Here is a 20,780-nt window from a genome sequence, read left to right as displayed (position 1 = left end):
TAAAACAGCAAGTGTGAATCTTAATCCGTATAAAACCTTTCCTAAATAAAAAAGATCTACCATTTCAAGAAACATAAACGATAATAAAAAATAGAAAAAAAAGGCAATTAAATAGTGCCAAAAAGGTCTTTTTGAAACATAAATTAATTCCTCTCTTTGATTTTCTTCCATGCTCTAAAAATAAAAAAAGCCAAACAATAATGTTTGGCTTTTTCATTTATTTTGAAATTGTCTTAATCAACTAAAACAATTACTTTATTATCTTTCATCTCGATAGTACCCGATGTAATCTCTAATGTATAAGTCTGATCGTTTACTTTCTTGAATTTAGTCGCTACCTCTTTAGAAAAATTGAAGTTTGAAGCTGCAATTTTAATAGTTCCTTTTTCTAAAATAGAAACAATAGGAGCGTGATTGTTCAAAATTTGAAAGCTTCCATCAACTCCAGGCAATGTAACAGATGTTACTTCTCCTGAAAATAATTTTGCTTCTGGTGATACTATTTCTAAAATCATTTTTTTTTAGTTATGAGTTATAAGTTATGAGTTATAAGTGAGTTGAAACTCATAATTTATAACTCATAATTCATAATTATATTAAGCTTCAGCCAACATTTTTTCTCCAGCTTCGATAGCATCTTGAATAGAACCTTTCAAGTTGAAAGCTGCTTCAGGAAGATGATCTAATTCACCATCGATAATCATGTTGAAACCTTTGATAGTATCTTTAATATCAACCAATACTCCAGGAATACCTGTAAATTGCTCCGCTACGTGGAAAGGTTGAGACAAGAAACGTTGAACACGACGTGCTCTAGATACTGATAATTTATCTTCTTCAGATAATTCTTCCATACCTAAGATCGCGATAATATCTTGCAATTGCTTGTATTTTTGAAGAATTTCTTTTACTCTTTGTGCACAGTCGTAGTGTTCATTTCCTAAAATTTGAGGAGTTAAAATTCTTGAAGTAGAATCTAACGGGTCAACCGCAGGATAAATACCTAACTCAGCAATTTTACGAGACAATACTGTTGTAGCATCTAAGTGAGCAAACGTTGTTGCCGGCGCCGGGTCAGTTAAGTCATCCGCAGGAACGTAAACCGCTTGTACAGATGTAATAGATCCTTTGTTTGTAGATGTAATACGCTCTTGCATAGCTCCCATCTCTGTTGCCAAAGTTGGTTGGTATCCTACTGCAGAAGGCATACGACCTAAAAGTGCTGATACCTCAGAACCTGCTTGTGTAAAACGGAAGATGTTATCAACGAAAAACAATACGTCTTTACCTTGATCAGTTCCAGCCCCATCACGGAAATACTCAGCGATAGATAATCCTGAAAGTGCCACACGTGCACGAGCTCCAGGAGGCTCATTCATTTGTCCGAAAACGAAAGTAGCTTTAGACTCTCTCATTCCTGGCATATCTACTTTAGACAAATCCCATCCTCCATTTTCCATAGAGTGCATGAAATCATCACCATATTTAATAATTCCTGACTCTAACATCTCACGAAGCAAGTCATTTCCTTCACGTGTTCTTTCACCTACTCCTGCGAATACTGAAAGTCCACCGTGACCTTTTGCGATATTGTTGATCAACTCCTGAATCAATACTGTTTTACCAACACCTGCACCACCAAACAATCCAATTTTCCCCCCTTTTGCATAAGGCTCAATCAAATCGATTACTTTAATACCTGTGAATAAAACTTCAGATGAAGTTGATAAATCTTCGAATTTAGGAGCTTGTCTGTGAATAGACAAACCGTTTTCTCCAGTTTTTGGCAAGTTTCCTAAACCATCAATTGCATCTCCAATTACATTGAATAATCTTCCATATACATCTGGACCGATTGGCATTTGGATTGGATTACCAGTTCCAACTACTTCATATCCTCTTGACAAACCATCTGTTGAGTCCATAGAAATGGTACGAACAGTGTTTTCTCCAATATGAGATTGTACTTCTAGAACTAATAATGTTCCATCTTTTTTAGTGACTTCTAGTGAATCATAAATTTTTGGAAGTTCAACATCCTTACCGTTGAAAACTACGTCAACTACTGGTCCAATGATTTGAGCAACTTTTCCTATTACTTTTGACATTACTTATGTATTTATTAAATAGCTATTTAGGTTTATCGAAAATACCTCTTTTTTCAGAGCGCAAAGATAATTTTTTAAAATATAAAATCAATATTTTTTTTATAAAAAATACTACGATTTTGTTTGATTCCTAAAAGTCAGGCTTCAAAAACCGAAAATAGCATTTTTTAGCAAAAATAAAAAAAGCCACTACATTTTAGAAACGCGTGACTTTCTTACTAAAAAAATTGGCTTTATTATAAAGATGCGGGATATTGAATTGGATATAAAGCCAAATCAACATGACGCAAAGTCGAACCGTATTGTTTGTTAATTGCATCTATAAAAATATTTGCTATTAAACCATAACCTCTTGCACTTGGATGAACTCCATCTAAAGAAAAAGCTCCTCCGGTAACATATGTAGAAGTCATACTGAAATTCCCAAATCGAATTCCTCCACTTGATAACTGGGTTAAAGTCGCTCTCGTATCAACAAAAGCCAAACCTTTTTCTTTGGCAACGGCTTCGATTGTTACATTATAAGCGTCTGTTGCTTTTTTAATCTCAGCAATTTCCGTCGGAATTAGTACGTGTTTATCCTGCAAAGGATAAGTTACTCCAAATTTATTTAATGGAGCAGGCGGTGCAATTCCAAGACCAGAATCCTCAGCCACTGGCGCAGCACCAATTGCAGTTCTTGTTGGCAAAACTACAAGATCTGTAGCTTTAGCTTGTCTTGCCTGTCCAAAAACAGCTCCATAAAAAGCCGCAGTCTGAGCCCCTAATGTTGGTGTAAATGCAGCCGTTAACTGAGCTGATAAATTAGTCAGCGATTCATCTTTTATTAAAACCGGATTAGCAGCAGTTTCAGACAACAAATTAATTCTGTCTCCTGCACTAAACGCAGTCAATGCTTGTTTTAATGGTCCATATAATTGTGCATTCAAAGCTTGAATAGTTGCTTTACCCACTGCTTCATTATCACCACCCAGCGATTTAGCCGTAAGCGGATTGTAAGGAACAGTTGTAAAATAAGGCAAAGCTGTAATGTATGGCAAATTAGCCACCACTCCTTTTGCTCCTTTCGAAGTTAGACCTGTAACCAAATTATTGTAAACACTTGCAAAAACTGCTGGATCTGTAATATCGTTTCCTCCATAAGTCGCTGGATTTGCATTTCCTGTTTGGTCTTTTCCAATTCCACCAGAAGTTGCATAAGCTAAAACATCATTTCCACCAATAAATAAAGAGAAAAAAGTCGGATTCTGCGCTACCGCATCAGCCAAAACTGTTGTTGAAGGCGCACTGGCAAATCGAACAAAATAAGGATTTGAAGCTCCTGTTGCCAATCCAGCCACATTACCATAACCTGCGGCTAATAAATGAAAACTCTTAGCACCCGGAACACCTAAATTACCAAACGAACCTGTAAGATGCGCTGTCACTTCAGTAGTTGGTGTACCCGAAACATTTACCGGTCCAACTCCGTTGAAATACAAACGTGTTCCCGCCGCAACCTTTCCTCCTACAAGCAAACCACCAATATTATCATTCATAAACGGAGTTGCAAAAGCACCTCCGCCGGCAGCAACAAATTGCTGTGCCAAAATATTAGTATAAGCTCCTTCTTGGCCTTTTTTAAACAGCGCATTATCACTATAACCCGCAGCAAAAGAATCTCCGAGCGCCACATATTTTGTAAAAACTGCTGATCCAGGAACAACAGGCACCTCTACCGGCGCATCACTTTCATCATTATTACATGCCATAAAGGTTAAAGAAACCAATAAAAGCCATTTTATATTTTTTTTCATGTCATTAAGTTTAAAATTAATACTTCTTTCATTTTACTTTTATTGAATAATAAAAAAAGAAAGAAAAACCTGCTTCATTCAATTAAATGCTTTTAATTATGGATTGATTGTCCAAGAAGCAAACCACATTTGGCCAATTGCTCCAGCTCCAATCACTTGAAGATAATCTGATCCAAAAAGATTAGTTGCCCCAACTTTAAGTACTGATTTAAGTTTTGGAAAAGCATAATTAATTTGAGCATCAAGAACAGTATTTTCTGGAATCATTCCGTCTCCGAAAGAAGATTGCCATAAATATTCTGTATTCCATCTCACATTTACATTAAAACCTAAATTTTTGATCACTTTAGCATTACCAAGTGACGCTTTAATCCTGTGTTTAGGCGTATTAAATCCAGCCACAAAACTTGGATCTTCTGATTGATCAAAGTCAAATTGCGCATAGTTATAATTAACTCCTACCTCAAAATCTTTATACACTTTTTTAGATAAACCAACTCCAAAACCAAAAGAAGAAATTTGAGCTGTGGTATTCGTATAAACTTGATAAACTCTTCTGTCACCAAATGCTAACGCTTGATAAGTTTGCTGTACTGCAGGATTAGAAGAATCTGTACCTACTGTTCCGTAATAAGGAGATATTACTCTCGCCGTATTCATGAAATCATTATAAATATTATAATAAGCATTCAAATCGATTGACAAATCATTTTGAACTACTGACCGATACCCAACTTCAAAAGCTTGAACTTGCTCCGGTTTTACCAATCCAATATTCGCAACTTTAAGATCTGCTGGATTTGCAGAAGCAGCAAAAGCCTGAACAGAAGCCACAGTATAAGCGTTATGATATGCATTTTGACCAGACATCGCGATAGTTGCAGGTTGCCCAGCTACTGCCTGACCTGCAGCACTTACATTTACAGTTTCTTGAAAACGATCTAAATTTTCAGGAGCTGAACCAATCAAAGCAAATGGACCTAAATCTAAACCAATATACTGATCTTGCGTTGTTGGATTACGGAAACCTGTTTGGTAAGACAATCTGAAGTTATGTCTTTTAGACTCTCCAGCAGAATAAACGAATGAAACTCTTGGTGAAATTTTTCCATCAAAGTTTTGACTTTTATCATAACGTAAAGATCCTGTGAATTTCAATCTATCTTCCATGAATTTTTTAGTCAATTGTCCGTAAGCGCCGTATTCTTTATAATCAATAGGACCATCATAATCTGTAAAGATAGTTCCTTCAGAATCCATTATGTATTTTCTCCAAGAACCACCAACTTGAATTTCAGCCCATTTAATAATATCTCTAAAATTATAATTCACATCTGTATGGTATAATTTTGAGTGATCAATAAATTTAGCCCCTTGAGTTAAATCAGGATTAGAAACTACAGTTGATAAAGCAGTTTTAAATTGAGGAGAACCCGGCTCAAATCTAGCCGATCTTGGAGCACTAGGATTATTAGGATCGGTATTTGGCACCAAATTTAAACCTGGCGAAACATTATAATCTGCGAAGTTTCTAGCATAATTTGCGGCGTCATTTGCATTAAGTCCAAGTACAGCAGAAGACAATTGAAAAGATCTTCCATAATCAGTAAACCAGTTTGTATCAGATTTTGCTGCTCTATTAACATTCCATGCTGCAAATCTCATATCGTATGAATTTCCTGCATCTTCATCTGTAGCATATGCTCTAACGAAAAAGTTCTTTCCTTTTACTTCAATTTTTCCTTGTTGCATCATAAAGCCTTTCAGCGCATATCTATTAGCTCCTTGATAGATTGTACTACCTAACCCAATTTTATATTGCAAGATAACTTCTGTCTCACTATCATTAAAAGGTTTGATATGTGCAGAAAAATCGGCTTTGACATTTTTAACCTTGTTATCTGTTAAATCTTGTTCACGGTATCCAGTTCTGCTTACTTGTCCAACATTTGGAATAAAAGTAGTAACCTCGTCTCCGTAAATATTTAATCCATCATAATTTTGATTCATTGCATGCCCAACAGAACCTCCAGTCATACTTCTTGTATCAGCAGCAATCCATTCAGTTGCCTCCATATAAGTAAAGTTGGCTTTTAAGGCAAAATGCTGTGTAAATGCTTTTGCTGCTCTAATTCCAAAATCATTGTAATCATTTGTTCCAGCTGCATTTTGAGTAGTCTGGCCATATTTGTAGTAAACACTAATTCCTTCATTTGTAAAAGGACTTTTACTGTTCATAAACATTATACCGTTAAAAGCATTTGCTCCGTAAAGTGCAGAAGATGCTCCAGGCAAAAGCTCCACATTAGCCACATCAATATCCGATATACCAATTAAGTTACCTAGTACAAAGTTTAGTGCTGGTGACGAGTTATCCATTCCATCAACCAATTGCATAAAACGAGTATTGGCCACAGAAGCAAAACCACGGGTATTAATCGATTTAAATGAAATACTGCTGGTATTAAAATGGACCTCTTTAAGGTTTTCTAATCCATCATAAAAAGTAGCTGCCGTAGTATTTTTAATTTCCTGAATTCCCATCCTCTCAATTGTAACTGGCGATTCAATTACTCTTTCTGGAGTTCTTGAAGCAGAAACTACGATTTCATCCAGTTTTGTTTCTTCATCTTTTAGAATCACATCAACTTTTTGATTCAGCGATGTAATACTAATCGTTTTAGTTTCAAAACCCACTGCCGATACTTTAATTGTAAAAGGCGGCTTCGCGGTAGTACTTAATTTAAATGTGCCATCAAAGTCAGTTGAAGTTCCTGTTGAACTTCCAACTACATTAACATTCGCACCAGGAATAGATTGTTTGTTACTATCGGTAACAGAACCAGTAATTGTGTTCTGCGCAAAGGAAACTCCGCAGAAAAACAACATAATTAGTAAATACACTCTCATTTTGGTTAGTTTTTGGTTAGTTTATCTAGCCAAAATACAAATAATTTTAATATTAATAAAAAAACGTTAAAAAAAATTAATAATACGCATCTTTTTAGTTAGTATTTTAACTTTTTCACATTGACTTTTATTAAACTAACGGCAACAACAAACCTTTTCAAATCTTAAATAGTATGCATACATATAAAATTTAAGAAAAAAAATGAGGATTCAATAAAAATACAGGGGTTAGAAAAAAAATATGACAATAAAAAAAAGCGAGACCTAAATCTCGCTTTTTTAACATTTGTATGTTTACATATATTATTCTACCGTAACAGACTTTGCCAAGTTACGAGGCTGATCTACATTACAACCTCTCATTACAGCAATATAGTAAGAAAGTAATTGCAATGGTATAGTCGTAATTAATGGAGATAAAGCATCTGAAGTTTCTGGAATTTCGATTACATAATCAGCTAATTCACGAACTTGTGTATCTCCTTTAGTAACAACGGCAATAATTTTACCGCTTCTTGATTTAATCTCTTGAATATTACTTACAATTTTATCGTAGTGACCTTGTTTAGGTGCAATTACAATAACGGGCATATGTTCATCAATTAAAGCAATCGGACCGTGTTTCATCTCGGCTGCAGGATAACCTTCAGCGTGAATATATGAAATTTCTTTAAGCTTTAAGGCTCCTTCAAGAGCTACTGGAAAATTATATCCACGACCTAAGTACAAACAGTTTGGCGCATCTTTAAAAGCTGCAGCAATTTCTTTTGCTCTGTCGTTAGTTTCTAATGCCTCAGCTACTTTTTCGGGAATTATCTCTAATTCTTGCAAATAAGTATGAAAATCTGTATTTGATAAAGTTCCTTTTGCTTTTCCTAATCTCAAAGCGATCATAGTCAACACTGTGATTTGAGTTGTAAAAGCTTTAGTTGAAGCTACTCCAATTTCTGGTCCTGCATGTGTGTAAGCACCTGCATGGCTTTCTCTAGAGATAGACGAACCAACAACGTTACAAACTCCAAAAACGAATGCTCCGTTTTCTTTAGCCAATTTAATAGCCGCCATTGTATCTGCAGTTTCTCCTGATTGAGAAATAGCAATTACAACATCGTTTTTATTAATGATTGGGTTTCTGTATCTAAATTCAGAAGCATATTCTACTTCAACAGGAATACGAGTAAACTCCTCAAAAATGTATTCTGCAACTAAACCTGCGTGCCATGAAGTACCACAAGCAACAATAATAATTCTATCAGCGTTAAGAAATTTTTCAAGATTATCCTCAACACCTGCCATCTGAACTATTCCTTCATTTGCATGAAGTCTTCCTCTGTAAGTATCTTTAATTACACTTGGCTGTTCGTAGATTTCTTTTAGCATAAAATGGTCGTAACCGCCTTTTTCAATTTGCTCCAAATTCATTTGAAGCTCTTGGATATAAGGATCTACTAACGAGTCGTCTTTTATTTTTCTAACCTTAAGAGGCTTATGCAATCTAATGTTTGCCATTTCACCATCTTCAAGATAAATTGCATTTGCAGTATATTCAATAAAAGGCGAAGCATCTGAAGCAATAAAATATTCTCCTTCACCAACACCAATAGCTAACGGGCTTCCTAATCTTGCTGCAACAATTTCATTTGGATTTTTTTTATCAAAAACAGCAATTGCATATGCTCCTACAACTTGGTTTAAAGCAATTTGAACCGCTTTACCAAGTTTAATATTTTCTTTTTTCTGAACTTCTTCAATTAAGTTTACTAAAACTTCTGTATCCGTATCAGATTTAAAAGTATAACCTCTTTTTTTTAATTCTTCTTTAAGCGGTGCATAATTCTCAATAATTCCGTTGTGAATAATTACCAATTCACCAGAATTAGAAAGATGAGGATGCGAGTTTACATCATTCGGAACACCATGAGTTGCCCAACGTGTATGTCCAATTCCTATAGTTCCATTTGTTGTAAAATTGTCTTTTGCCTTAGCCTCAAGATCCGAAACTTTACCTTTTGTTTTACAAAGTTTTACCCCAGCTTCGTTGTCAAACAACATAACACCGGCGCTATCATATCCTCTGTACTCGAGTCGCTTTAATCCCTTGATAACAATAGGATACGCCTCTCTATGACCGATATATCCAACAATTCCACACATATATATTTATTAATTTGGTTTCGTGTAGTAAATTTCAAGTTTCAGTTTTTTATCTCCTGCAGAAGATTTTCCTCCATACAAGATTGTCCCTGCCGGACTAATTACTGAGCCTCTTGGCGCTTCAGAAATAACGCTGTTTTTCGCTTTTAATTTATTTGAAGCAATAATACTGATATCTTGCGTAACAGCTAAACCTAGTTTAACATTAACTGCTGTAGCGTCTTTTACAAGATTTCGAACGTGATTTGTTATTCTTACCTTATATGTCTTTCCTCGTTTTGTAGTAGCATCAATATCAATAATACCGCCAAAAACATATTTAGTAGATTTTGGATCTGTTGGAGTTAAAACCCCCGAAGTTCCGTCAGAATAATCTATCAAAGGAAGATTATTAGTTAAATCATACAAATAAACTCTTTTTGGTTCATCAGCTAATAACTTAGTTACTGGATCTGCTTTTGACATATTGTCTGAATCGATATAAAAAACAAGATTAGCTTCGTTAACCAACCATTTTTTAGTTGTAACGTTATTTCTAATTTCATCTAATGCGTCTGAAACACCGTTTGGGGCATTTTGCAACACACCATCGCTGTTGTATCCTATTAAATCTGTTTTATCAAAAAGATCAATAACCGCAACAGAACCTTGACCTCCTTTTAAATAAAGCCTATCATCTCCTTCTGTAACATTTGGATTTTTTATTGCATTATCATAGACAGCATTTTTTGCATCTTGAAGCAAGTTTACCGTACTCCCTGTTAAAGTAAGCACTAAAGTTTTATCCTCCATTGTAGCTTCAGGATCAGTAGTAATTGCCGTTCTAGCTTTATACTTTATTGTAACTTTTCCGCTTTTCGCAAAATCAATCAATGCCATATTGCTTGTATTGCTGCCAGATTTTTCAACTTTAAAATACAATCCTCTAAAATATTCTTGAAAAACATCTGCAGAAGATAATTTTGAAGCAGGCGCATTTAAAATTTTAGCTTGAAAAAATGCATTATTTAAATGCAAACGCATTTCTGGCGCAGAATAGGTTACCGTTACTTTTTTTGTTGTTGCATCTACAGTTGAGTCAATTTTTTGTGCAGCATCAAAGAAAAATTCAGTGTTTTCAGAAGCTTTTCCGTCATTTAATAACGTTTTTTTGAAATTATCAAAATTAGCATTTTCATCAGTATAGTACAATTGTGCCAATTGATTACCTGTATCAAAATAACTTGCACGTGTTTGAACACCAGATTCGTAAACACTTAATTTAATCTTCCCTTTTGGATCTCCAAAAATAGAATCTAAGGCATATACACTACCTCCTTTTGGGTCTGCAGCGGTGATATGACTAAAATAAGGCACACTCAAAACTACACTCTCTATTTCTGGTGCATCACCAATTGTTGGAGCATATTCACTCAAAGCTACTTGTGTATTATAATTTGCTGTTGTTGTACCAAAAACAGGATTATCGTATATACCCAAAGCATTAATTGGCAATCCATTTGATTGAATTGGAGTTACTTCTTGATTATATGCAAGCACATCGTAATTTTCTGGCGTCAAACCAAAATGATTATCTCCGATTAAATCATCACCAATCGCATTAAAATCTTTATCGCAAGAATATAAAAGAACAACTGTTGCAACTATTAGAATTTTCTTAATAAAAGAAGTATTATACATGTTTAATAATAAAGTTAAAATTTAAAGACCCATACTTTTATAGAAATTTGTATACGCTTCAGCGAATGCATCTTTCGTGGCGAAAGGTAAAAAAGGTTTTCCTGAAGATTCTATAAATTTTGTTAAACTTGGGGATACGTTTTCAGACGCTATAATCACAGCATCAGAATGTAATATACTAGCCTTGAGGATATTTTCGTAATTAGGCGTTTCTAAATCAGCAATAGAATCATGAGGAACTCCATCAAATTTAACCTTATTTATCATTTCTAAATCTAAATTTTCATCGAAAGACTGACCGTAAACAGACGTCACAATTTTAGTTTCAGAAAATAAAGCTTCATTTTTATAATAGTGTTTCATATAAATTGGCAACATTGCAGCCAGCCAACCGTGAACATGAATTATATCAGGAACCCAATTCAATTTTTTCACTGTTTCAACAACTCCTTTTGCAAAAAATATTGCTCTCTCATCATTATCAGGATATAAAACACCTTCTTCGTCAGCAAAAGTTGCTTTACGCTTAAAATATTCATCATTATCGATAAAGTAAACCTGAATTCTTTCTTTCGGAATTGAAGCTACCTTAATAATCAATGGCATATCTAAGTCATTCACTACCAAATTCATTCCTGAAAGCCTGATCACTTCATGTAACTGGTGTCTTCTTTCGTTGATATTTCCATATCTGGGCATGAAAATTCTTATCTGACCTCCTTGATCGTTAATCATTTTTGGAACGTCATAAGACATTAAAGAAACCTCATTTTCAGCCAAATAAGGCACGACTTCAGATGATACGTATAATATCCTCTTATCTTTCATAATAGTATTTTACTTAATTTTTGGTAATAAAAACGTCGCAAAATTACAAAATTTTATGCAGTTTATAACTAATATATTATGTTTGCACTAAATTTTAATAATACTGCCATGCATATTTTCTACGGTAAAGTAGCTTTGATAGCCTATTTGAAAACTATCAAAACTGCAAATTCCACGATCGGATTTGTACCAACAATGGGCGCTTTACACCAAGGGCATTTGGCTTTAATGCAGCGATCACTTAAAGAAAACGACGATACTGTTGTAAGTATTTTTGTAAATCCAACTCAATTTAACAATCCTGAAGACCTCGAAAAATACCCAAGAACACTTGAAGAAGATGTGAAAAAAATGCGAGGTTTAAGTGACAAAATAATTTTATATGCACCTTCTGTAGAAGATATATATGAAGGGCACACTATTTCGCAATCATTTGATTTTGATGGATTAGAAAACCAAATGGAAGGAAAATTCAGACCAGGACATTTTAACGGCGTTGGCACCATCGTAAAAAGGCTATTTGAAATCGTTACCCCTACAAATGCCTATTTTGGCGAGAAAGATTTTCAACAGCTGCAAATTGTAAAGAAAATGGTTGAGAAAAACCATTTGCCCGTAAATGTTGTTGGATGTCCTATTTACAGAGAAGAAAATCTACTGGCGATGAGTTCTAGAAATGAACGATTAACTCAGGAAGAACGTAAAGAAGCCGCGATAATCTACAAAACATTAACGGAAGCAAAAGAAATATTTCAAACCAAAAGCCCTCAAGAAACGATCGAATTTGTAGAAAATTCTTTTAAAGACAACAAAAAATTTGAGCTCGAATATTTCGTAATTGCTGACGAATCTACATTATTACCTATCGATCATAAAAGTAAAGACAAAAATTACCGTGCGTTTATAGCGGTATTTGTTAATTCTATAAGGTTGATTGATACCATTTCATTAAATTAATTTACCTTTGCAACATGCAAATTCAAGTTATAAAATCAAAAATTCATCGTGTAAAAGTAACTGGAGCTGATTTAAATTATATTGGCAGTATTACTATTGATGAAACTTTACTAGAAGCCTCAAATATTATTGAAGGCGAAAAAGTATCTATTGTTAACATTAATAATGGCGAACGTTTTGAAACTTATGCTATCAAAGGAGAAAAAAATTCAGGTGATATCACACTGAATGGTCCAGCTGCTAGGAAAGTTCAAAAAGACGATATTATTATCATTATCTCATATGCAACCCTTGATTTTGAAGAAGCAAAAACCTTCAAACCATGGATCATTTTTCCTAATGAAGACGATAATTCGTTAACCTAACCTTATTTTTATTTTTATACTCTTCTAAGATTTGTCAAAATTATTTTTGAACAAAGAACATTGCCTTTGCCTAAAATTAAATAGATTTTAAGTTGAAACTTCATTGCTTTTTAAAATCTCATTGTAAGAAAAAAGCAAATAAAGTATTATATTGCTACACTATTTCAATACTTTTTAATTCACTGAAATGCCACAAATCATGAAAAAAGTTTACCTGCTATTTATTTTAATCTCTATTTCTGCTTTTGCTCAGAAAAAATTCGACAACATCAAATCTGAAAAACTTGGAGAAGAAAGAAGAATAACCATCGGACTTCCTGCGTCTTATGAAGCTAATCCTGAAAAAAAATATCCTGTTATTTATTTATTAGACGGTGATTATTTATTTGATCCTTTTTCTGGAGCTATCAGTTATGGTGCTTATTGGGATGATTTGCCTGAGATGATTATCATTGGAGTTCATCAAAATAAAGATGGAGAACGTTATGATGATACTACTATCGACCAAAATACTGGACTTCCTTTTGAAAAAGGGGCATCGTTTTTTGAATTTATTGGAGGCGAATTAGTTCCTTATATTGAAAAAAAATACCGCACAACTCCATTTCGCATTATTGCGGGTCATGATATTACCGCGAGTTTTATCAACTTTTATTTATACAAAGAAAAACCTCTTTTTAACGCATACATCTGCTTGAGCCCAGAACTTGCTCCTAAAATGGAAGTTCGAATTCCAGAGAAATTTGCTAAAGTCGAAGAGCCTTTCTTTTACTACCTATCTGTAGGCGATGGCGACATCAAAAAAATAAAAGAACCGATAGAAAAATTAGACAGCAATATTAAAATCGCAAATAATCCGTTAGTGAATTATAAGTATGATGTATTCAAAAACACAACACATTATACAGAGGTTTTACACTCTATTCCGAGTGCTTTGTATCAAATTTTTGAAATTTACAGACCAATTAATTCTGCAGAATACAACGATAAAATTGCGATTCTTGAATCTGGTTATGCAGATTATTTAGAAAATAAATACAATACGATGTCTAAGGTTATGGGAGTTCAGATTCCGGTTCGTATGAGTGATTTCAAAGTAATTGAAAATCTTATTTTGAAGAAAAATGCCTATGACGAATTAGGAAAAATGGCCGAAATTGGAAATGTAAACTATCCAAAAGCGATGTTGGGAGAATATGAATTGGGATTGATGTATGAAAAAATGGGTGATCCAAAACATGCTTCAAAAAAATATCAGAATGCTTCTCAAATGGAGCCAATCGGAGATTTGAATAAGGATTTAATGTATGAGAAAATCGACGAAATGAATACACTTTCAAAAAAAACTAAATAATGTCAAAAGTTAAAACTTCCTTTTTTTGTCAAAATTGCGGAACTCAATATGCCAAATGGCAAGGACAGTGCAATGCCTGCAAAGAATGGAATACTATTGCTGAAGAAATTATTCAGAAACAAGAAAAAGTAGCCTGGAAAAGTGAACCAACTCCAGCAAACAAAGCACCAAGACCTTTAAAAATTAACGAAATTGATTCGGCTCAAGAAGTCAGAATGGACACGACCGACGGCGAATTGAATCGTGTTTTAGGAGGCGGTATCGTTCCAGGATCTCTAACACTTTTAGGCGGTGAACCAGGAATTGGAAAAAGTACACTTTTGCTTCAAATTTCATTAAAATTACCTTATAAAACTTTATATGTTTCTGGTGAGGAAAGTCAGAAGCAAATAAAAATGCGTGCCGAAAGAATCACACCAAACAGCGACAACTGCTATATTCTTACGGAGACTAAAACGCAAAATATTTTTAAACAGATTGAAGCAATTCAGCCTGAAATTGTGATCATAGATTCGATTCAGACTTTGCATACTGATTATATCGAATCGACCGCCGGAAGTATTTCTCAAATTAGAGAAACAACTGCTGAATTAATAAAATTTGCTAAAGAAACCAATATTCCGGTTATTTTAATTGGACATATTACGAAAGACGGAAACATCGCCGGACCAAAAATTCTGGAACATATGGTCGATACCGTTTTACAATTTGAAGGCGATCGAAATCACGTTTACCGCATTTTGCGATCGTTAAAAAACCGCTTTGGCTCTACAGCTGAATTGGGAATTTATGAAATGTTAGGAAGCGGTTTACGTGAAGTAAGCAATCCGTCAGAAATATTGATTTCGCATAAAGACGAAGAAATGTCGGGAACTGCAATTGCTACAACCATGGAAGGTATGCGTCCGTTAATGATCGAAATACAGTCCTTAGTAAGTACAGCGGTTTACGGAACGCCACAAAGGAGCACAACTGGCTATAATGCTAAAAGATTAAACATGATTTTGGCTGTTTTAGAAAAAAGAGCTGGTTTTCGTTTAGGTGCAAAAGATGTTTTCCTAAACGTAACAGGCGGGATTTCTGTTGATGATCCAGCGATTGATTTGGCTGTTGTTGCTGCAATTTTATCTTCAAACGAAGATATTCCAGTTACTAAAGGATTTTGCTTTGCGGGCGAAGTCGGACTTTCAGGTGAAATTCGTCCTGTAAACCGAGTTGACCAGCGCATTCAAGAAGCAGAAAAACTAGGATTCACCACTATATTTGTATCTAAGTACAATAAAATTGCCTTAAAAAATACCGGAATCAAAATTGAGCTTGTAGCTAAAATTGAAGATGTTGCCAGTATTTTATTTGGTTAATTTTTTACAAACCTACTTTATGACTTTTCCTAAACAAAAAATATTCAAAGCACTAAAAATATTTGCCCTGATATTTATCTTGCTTTGTGTTGGACTTTACTTTTTTCGTGATTCGCTTTTAAAACAGGCAATTGCTAAAGTAACCCACAAAATGGCTGTAGATTATAACAGTGATTTTTCTGTAAAATCGGCTTCATTTAGTGGTTTATCCGGAATTAAATTGACCGATGTCATACTGGTTCCAAAAAACGCTGATACCCTTTTTCATATTCAAAAAATTGAAACCAGTATCAGCTTAGCAAATTTACTGATTGGCGATGTACAAGTTGGAACTTTAAAAGTTAACAACGGCTACATTCAACTGGTTAAAAAAGGAAAAGTTCGAAATTTCGATGCTTTTTTAAAAAGAGACAAAGCTGATACTGATAGTAATGAAAAACGAAAATACGCCACTTTTGCGTACAGAATCATTTCAAAATTATTGAATTTGGTTCCGACCGATATGAAATTGGAAAACCTAAATTTCAGAATTGATGATAACGGCAAAAAAACCTCTATCGCAGTAAATAAACTTGTTTTAGACAACAAACAGCTCGAAACCAATCTTCATGTTCAGAGCAAAAATTTTGATCAGCGCTGGAACATAAAAGGATTTGCTGACCCAAGAAATAAAAAAGCTGATATTCGTTTCTTTAATTTAGATACTGGCGCAATTCGTGTTCCGTATTTAGATGAACGTTATAACCTAAAAGCAAGTTTTGATTCCATTCGCTTAAATGTCGAAAACATCGAAAAAGACGGAAGCGAACTTCATATAGACGGCTACACTTCTATCGCGAATCTTAAAATCAATCACCCAAAAATTGCAAGTAAAGATGTAGTCATCAAAAATGCACGTTTTGATTATCGATTTTTATTGGGAGATGATTTTATTTCCATCGACAGCACATCAACTGTACAGTTGAACAAGATTAAACTGCATCCATATGTTTCTTACAACACAGAAAAAGACACCGTTTACACTTTAAAAGTCAATATCCCAAAAATGTTGGCGCAGGAATTTATTGTTTCATTGCCAGACGGTTTATTTACTCATTTTCAAGGTATGCAGGCTACCGGAAATTTTGATTATAAATTAGATTTCAAATTCAACAAAAACAAACCCAATAATTTGGTTTTCGATAGCAAATTGAATAAGGAAGATTTAAGAATCACCAAATATGGCGAAGCCGATTTAAATAAATTAAATGGTGAATTTGTTTATCGCGCCATAATTCAAAACGTTTTGCAGCGCCCAATTTTGGTTGGAAATGCAAATCCGAATTACACGCCTTTAGACCAGATCTCACCTTATTTGAGAAAATGTGTTTTAACTACAGAAGACCCTTCGTTCTTTTCGCATCGAGGTTTTATCAATGAAGCTTTTAAACAATCTATTCTTAAGAATATCAGAACCAAAAAATTCTCACGCGGTGCCAGCACAATCAGCATGCAGCTGATTAAAAACGTATTTTTAACGCGTGAAAAAACGCTTTCGCGAAAGCTTGAAGAAATTCTTTTAGTCTACATTTTAGAAAACAACCGAATTGTAAGCAAAGAAAGAATGCTTGAGGTTTATTTCAATATTATCGAATGGGGACCAAATGTGTACGGAATTGGTGAAGCGAGTCATTTTTATTTTCAAAAAAGTCCTTCGGCTTTAAACGTAGATGAATGTTTATTTTTGGCAACGATTATTCCGAAACCGAGAAAATTCATGTATCAGTTTAATGATCAAGGTAATTTGAAAGATTATGCCATCAAGAATCAAAAATTCTTAAGAAACTTAATGTTTCGCCGAGGACTTTTAATTCCTGAAGACACGATTGGGTTATTGCCAGTTTACATTTCTGGAAATGCACGTTCATTAATCAGAATAAAAGCTCCAGATTCAACTGCGGTTAAAAACGATTCTTTGTCTATAGGAGAAGAATTTGATTTGTAAATTTTAATAAAACAGATTTCACTAACTCTTCTATAATTCAGAAAGCAAATCTTTAAATAAAAAAATTCCACAAATTAACACAGATTAGTCCGTGAAAATTTGTGGAATTAATATTTATTCTAAATCTTTAACTACGGCGCTGGATCAGGAATTACAGCTTGTACTTTATTGATTTCAGCTATAATTTCTTTAGAAAGCACAACGTCAATTGTGTCAATATTTTCTTTTAATTGTTCCAAAGTTGTTGCTCCAATAATCGCACTTGTCAAAAACGGTTGCTGTAAAACAAAACCCATTGCCAACTGTGTTAACGTTAATCCGTGTTTATGAGCGATTTCCTGATACAATTTTGTTGCTTCCGTACATTGTTCGCTTGCGTAACGTGTATATTGCGGAAAAAGATTAATTCTCGCATTTGGATGTTCATCGCCAGTTAAAAATTTACCCGTCAAAGTTCCAAAAGCCAAAGGAGAATAAGCCAACAAACCAACATTTTCATATTTTGAAACTTCTGCAGAATTTACTTCAAAAAGACGATTCAATAAATTATATGGATTTTGAACGGTTTTAATTCTTGGAAGATTTTGGTATTTGCTTTCTTCTAAAAAGCGCATCATTCCCCAAGAATTTTCATTTGAAACACCAATATGTTTAATTTTTCCTTCTTTAATCAAGCCGTCGAAAGTTTCAAGAACTTCTCTGAAATTATCTTGCCAAGAATCCTCAAAACCAGTAAAAGCTCTTTGTCCAAAACAATTGGTTTTACGCTCTGGCCAATGCATCTGATATAAGTCGATATAATCTGTTTGAAGGCGTTTTAAGCTGTTTTCAACGGCATATTTAATACTTGTTGGAGAGAAATCCAGTTTTTCGCGCATATAGCCAAAATTAGCATTTGGACCTGCAATTTTAGAAGCCAAAACTATTTTTTCACGATTTCCTGATTTCTTAAACCAAGTTCCTATGATCTTTTCTGTACTTCCATAAGTTGCTTCATTTGCCGGAACAGAGTACATTTCGGCTGTATCAAAAAAGTTTACACCTTTTTTAAGTGCATAATCCATTTGAGCATGACCTTCAGCTTCTGTATTTTGTTGTCCGAAAGTCATAGTTCCAAGACATATTTTACTAACTTTTATATCTGTATTGGGTAAAGTTGTGTATTTCATTTTCTAAGCAGCTAAGTTTCTAAGTGACTAAGATTCTAAGTTTTTTTTCTTTGTTTTATAAGCTTCAAAGATACGATGCTATACTCAAATGAAAATTTGACAAAAGTTAAAAAAACCACAAGTTTTTTTTGAGGTACGAAGTTTCTAAATTGCTAAGACTCTAAGTTTGATTTTTATTAATAAGAAAAGGCGCAAAATAAAACTTTGCGCCTTTTTAAATCTTAGAAACTTGGTATCTCAGAAACTTAGCCTCTTAATTAATACTATTAAGCATCTCAGCGATTTCATCTAATCTTGGTGTTAAGATGATTTCGATTCTGCGGTTTTTGGCTTTTCCTTCTGGAGTTGCATTGCTGGCAAGTGGAGAATATTCGCTTCGTCCTGCTGCAGTTAATTTTTGCTTGTTGATTTTTTTGTTTTCTCCTAAAATATTTACAATCGCTGTAGCTCTTTTAGTTGACAAATCCCAGTTATCAGCAATTGGTCCAGAACCTGCGTAAGGATCATCATCTGTATGTCCTTCAATAAGAACTGAAAGATCTGGATTATCACCCAAAACTTTTCCTAATTCTACAACAGCTTTTCTACCTTCAACACCAACTGCCCAACTACCTGAATTGAAAAGCAATTTATTTTCCATAGAAACATATACTTTTCCGTTTTTTTGTTCCACGGTAAGACCTTTTCCTTCAAAACCATTTAAAGCTTTAGATAAAGTTTCTTTTAGTTTGCGCATTGCTTCTTCTTTTGCAGCAATCATAGCTTCAAGTTCGTTTAAGCGGCTTGCTGTTTTATCTAAACGTGCTTGCTCTTCTGCTAATTTTTTAGATTTTGCTTCTAACTGTGCTAACAAATCTCGGTTTTTAGCCATATTGCTTTCTAATGCATCGTTACTGTTTTTCTCTAACGCATTATAAGAATCCTGCAATACTTTGTATTTCTTTTGCTCAGCAGCTAAATCAGCTTTTTGCTTAGCAAGGTCATCTTTTGTACTGACTAAATCTTTGGTTAATTTATCGCGATCTAATTCTAATTGATTTTTTGCTTTATCTAAATCTGCGTTTTGATCAGCAAGCGAACGATTTTCTTTTTTTAGATCTGAATATTTTGTTTCAAGATCGTTGTAAATTTTTTTGGATACGCAAGAAGTCATAGACAAAGCTAAAACTAGCATTCCGATAGAGGCTTTTTTAATCATTTTACTTTTTGGTTTTTATTTGGGGTATAATTTCGAATTTAAATTGATATTCTTTCAGCAAGAACAGTACCAAACTTTACTCAATCTCAACCAAAACCGGACAATGATCTGAATGTACAGCGTCTGGAAGGATAACGGCACGTTTTAATCTGTGCTGCATCGAATCGCTTACTAAATTATAATCGATACGCCACCCTTTATTATTTCCTCTGGCTCCAGCACGGTAACTCCACCAAGAATACTGATGCGGTTCTTTATTAAAATGACGAAAACTGTCGACAAAGCCAGATTTCATAAAACTGTCTAACCAAGCGCGCTCTTGCGGCAAAAACCCAGAAACGGTTTTATTTCGGACCGGATCATGAATATCTATCGCTTCATGGCAGATGTTATAATCACCACAGATAATCAAATTCGGAATTGTTAGTTTCAGTTCGTTAACATATGTCTGAAAATCATCCATAAACATAAATTTATGATCTAATCTTTCAATGTTTGTTCCTGACGGAAGGTATAAACTCATTACAGAACAATCATCAAAATCAGCACGAAGATTACGGCCTTCAAAATCCATATGATGAATTCCTGTTCCGTAAACAATGTTGTTCGGTTTTATTTTAGATAAGATAGCCACGCCACTGTAGCCCTTTTTTGTCGCAGGATAATAATATTGGTACGGATATCCGGCAGCAGTAATATCGTCGACAGGAATTTGCTCTTGAGTCGCTTTTATTTCCTGAAGGCAAATTACATCTGGATTTGCATGTTGCAGCCATTCTATAAAACCTTTAGAAATCGCGGCGCGAATTCCGTTCACATTATAAGAAATAATTTTCATTACAGTTTTTTTTTAGGATTCCAAATGTAATAAAAAAGTGGAAAGTTTGTGTTTGAATCAACGAAAAGTAGAGTTTTT

The 20,780-nt window shown here is 34.2% G+C and carries 15 protein-coding genes; 5 read left to right on the top strand and 10 right to left on the bottom strand.

What is annotated here, in order from left to right; genetic code table 11:
• Nucleotides 1–233: 233 nt before the first annotated feature.
• The 7 genes from IR010_RS08645 to IR010_RS08615 form a co-directional block, all read right to left on the bottom strand.
• Complete coding sequence (locus IR010_RS08645) at nucleotides 234–515, bottom strand: F0F1 ATP synthase subunit epsilon (protein ID WP_029271058.1); 282 nt, start codon at nucleotides 513–515, stop codon at nucleotides 234–236.
• Between the two features lie 81 nt (nucleotides 516–596).
• Nucleotides 597–2,108 carry a F0F1 ATP synthase subunit beta gene (gene atpD, locus IR010_RS08640; protein ID WP_026984148.1) on the bottom strand — a complete coding sequence of 504 codons (1,512 nt, stop codon included), beginning with the start codon at nucleotides 2,106–2,108 and terminating at the stop codon, nucleotides 597–599.
• A 236-nt stretch (nucleotides 2,109–2,344) separates the two neighbouring features.
• Nucleotides 2,345–3,904, bottom strand: a complete 1,560-nt coding sequence (locus tag IR010_RS08635; protein WP_029271061.1) for a lipase — start codon at nucleotides 3,902–3,904, stop codon at nucleotides 2,345–2,347.
• Nucleotides 3,905–4,000: 96 nt separating this feature from the next.
• Nucleotides 4,001–6,814, bottom strand: coding sequence for a TonB-dependent receptor (locus IR010_RS08630; RefSeq protein ID WP_194567377.1), 2,814 nt, complete (start codon nucleotides 6,812–6,814; stop codon nucleotides 4,001–4,003).
• 303 nt (nucleotides 6,815–7,117) lie between these two features.
• A complete protein-coding gene (gene glmS, locus IR010_RS08625; RefSeq protein WP_029271065.1) occupies nucleotides 7,118–8,968 on the bottom strand; it encodes a glutamine--fructose-6-phosphate transaminase (isomerizing) in 1,851 nt (616 codons plus the stop codon).
• 9 nt (nucleotides 8,969–8,977) lie between these two features.
• Nucleotides 8,978–10,648: a DUF4270 domain-containing protein gene (locus IR010_RS08620; RefSeq protein ID WP_194603070.1), complete on the bottom strand. Its 1,671-nt coding sequence runs from the start codon at nucleotides 10,646–10,648 to the stop codon at nucleotides 8,978–8,980.
• Between the two features lie 21 nt (nucleotides 10,649–10,669).
• Nucleotides 10,670–11,476, bottom strand: coding sequence for a glycogen/starch synthase (locus IR010_RS08615; protein WP_029271069.1), 807 nt, complete (start codon nucleotides 11,474–11,476; stop codon nucleotides 10,670–10,672).
• A 78-nt stretch (nucleotides 11,477–11,554) separates the two neighbouring features.
• Here IR010_RS08615 and panC point away from each other — a divergent pair, with 78 nt between their 5' ends.
• The 5 genes from panC (at nucleotide 11,555) to IR010_RS08590 (ending at nucleotide 17,497) form a co-directional block, all read left to right on the top strand.
• Nucleotides 11,555–12,433 (top strand): pantoate--beta-alanine ligase, encoded by an 879-nt coding sequence (gene panC / locus IR010_RS08610; RefSeq protein ID WP_194567382.1) that lies wholly within the window; start codon nucleotides 11,555–11,557, stop codon nucleotides 12,431–12,433.
• A gap of 14 nt (nucleotides 12,434–12,447) precedes the next feature.
• Nucleotides 12,448–12,798, top strand: coding sequence for an aspartate 1-decarboxylase (gene panD / locus IR010_RS08605; protein ID WP_029271072.1), 351 nt, complete (start codon nucleotides 12,448–12,450; stop codon nucleotides 12,796–12,798).
• Between the two features lie 199 nt (nucleotides 12,799–12,997).
• Nucleotides 12,998–14,152 carry an alpha/beta hydrolase gene (locus tag IR010_RS08600; RefSeq protein WP_029271074.1) on the top strand — a complete coding sequence of 385 codons (1,155 nt, stop codon included), beginning with the start codon at nucleotides 12,998–13,000 and terminating at the stop codon, nucleotides 14,150–14,152.
• Nucleotides 14,152–15,513 (top strand): DNA repair protein RadA, encoded by a 1,362-nt coding sequence (gene radA / locus IR010_RS08595; protein WP_029271076.1) that lies wholly within the window; start codon nucleotides 14,152–14,154, stop codon nucleotides 15,511–15,513. The genes IR010_RS08600 and radA overlap by 1 nt, the downstream gene beginning before the upstream one ends.
• Nucleotides 15,514–15,532: 19 nt before the next feature.
• Nucleotides 15,533–17,497, top strand: coding sequence for a transglycosylase domain-containing protein (locus IR010_RS08590; protein ID WP_194567386.1), 1,965 nt, complete (start codon nucleotides 15,533–15,535; stop codon nucleotides 17,495–17,497).
• A 131-nt stretch (nucleotides 17,498–17,628) separates the two neighbouring features.
• Here IR010_RS08590 and IR010_RS08585 read toward each other — a convergent pair whose 3' ends face one another.
• The 3 genes from IR010_RS08585 to IR010_RS08575 all read right to left on the bottom strand — a co-directional run bounded on the left by IR010_RS08585 (nucleotide 17,629) and on the right by IR010_RS08575 (nucleotide 20,702).
• Nucleotides 17,629–18,666 carry an aldo/keto reductase gene (locus tag IR010_RS08585; RefSeq protein WP_194603068.1) on the bottom strand — a complete coding sequence of 346 codons (1,038 nt, stop codon included), beginning with the start codon at nucleotides 18,664–18,666 and terminating at the stop codon, nucleotides 17,629–17,631.
• A 253-nt stretch (nucleotides 18,667–18,919) separates the two neighbouring features.
• Entirely contained in the window at nucleotides 18,920–19,864 is a 945-nt protein-coding gene (locus tag IR010_RS08580) for an OmpA family protein (protein WP_194603065.1), read from the bottom strand.
• Between the two features lie 76 nt (nucleotides 19,865–19,940).
• Complete coding sequence (locus tag IR010_RS08575; protein WP_029271083.1) at nucleotides 19,941–20,702, bottom strand: exodeoxyribonuclease III; 762 nt, start codon at nucleotides 20,700–20,702, stop codon at nucleotides 19,941–19,943.
• Nucleotides 20,703–20,780 lie beyond the last annotated feature (78 nt).

This window comes from Flavobacterium sp. MR2016-29 (assembly GCF_015350695.1).
GTDB lineage: Bacteria > Bacteroidota > Bacteroidia > Flavobacteriales > Flavobacteriaceae > Flavobacterium.
This window is presented reverse-complemented; position numbering and strand designations above follow the sequence as displayed.

Excerpts from the sequence above, each read along its gene's own strand:
- IR010_RS08630 (WP_194567377.1), bottom strand. The coding sequence starts at position 6,814 with ATGAGAGTGTATTTACTAATTATGTTGTTTTTCTGCGGAGTTTCCTTT.
- IR010_RS08615 (WP_029271069.1), bottom strand. The coding sequence starts at position 11,476 with ATGAAAGATAAGAGGATATTATACGTATCATCTGAAGTCGTGCCTTAT.
- panC (WP_194567382.1), top strand. The coding sequence starts at position 11,555 with ATGTTTGCACTAAATTTTAATAATACTGCCATGCATATTTTCTACGGT.
- atpD (WP_026984148.1), bottom strand. The coding sequence starts at position 2,108 with ATGTCAAAAGTAATAGGAAAAGTTGCTCAAATCATTGGACCAGTAGTT.
- glmS (WP_029271065.1), bottom strand. The coding sequence starts at position 8,968 with ATGTGTGGAATTGTTGGATATATCGGTCATAGAGAGGCGTATCCTATT.
- radA (WP_029271076.1), top strand. The coding sequence starts at position 14,152 with ATGTCAAAAGTTAAAACTTCCTTTTTTTGTCAAAATTGCGGAACTCAA.
- IR010_RS08600 (WP_029271074.1), top strand. The coding sequence starts at position 12,998 with ATGAAAAAAGTTTACCTGCTATTTATTTTAATCTCTATTTCTGCTTTT.
- IR010_RS08575 (WP_029271083.1), bottom strand. The coding sequence starts at position 20,702 with ATGAAAATTATTTCTTATAATGTGAACGGAATTCGCGCCGCGATTTCT.
- IR010_RS08645 (WP_029271058.1), bottom strand. The coding sequence starts at position 515 with ATGATTTTAGAAATAGTATCACCAGAAGCAAAATTATTTTCAGGAGAA.
- IR010_RS08635 (WP_029271061.1), bottom strand. The coding sequence starts at position 3,904 with ATGAAAAAAAATATAAAATGGCTTTTATTGGTTTCTTTAACCTTTATG.
- IR010_RS08585 (WP_194603068.1), bottom strand. The coding sequence starts at position 18,666 with ATGAAATACACAACTTTACCCAATACAGATATAAAAGTTAGTAAAATA.
- IR010_RS08620 (WP_194603070.1), bottom strand. The coding sequence starts at position 10,648 with ATGTATAATACTTCTTTTATTAAGAAAATTCTAATAGTTGCAACAGTT.
- IR010_RS08580 (WP_194603065.1), bottom strand. The coding sequence starts at position 19,864 with ATGATTAAAAAAGCCTCTATCGGAATGCTAGTTTTAGCTTTGTCTATG.
- panD (WP_029271072.1), top strand. The coding sequence starts at position 12,448 with ATGCAAATTCAAGTTATAAAATCAAAAATTCATCGTGTAAAAGTAACT.
- IR010_RS08590 (WP_194567386.1), top strand. The coding sequence starts at position 15,533 with ATGACTTTTCCTAAACAAAAAATATTCAAAGCACTAAAAATATTTGCC.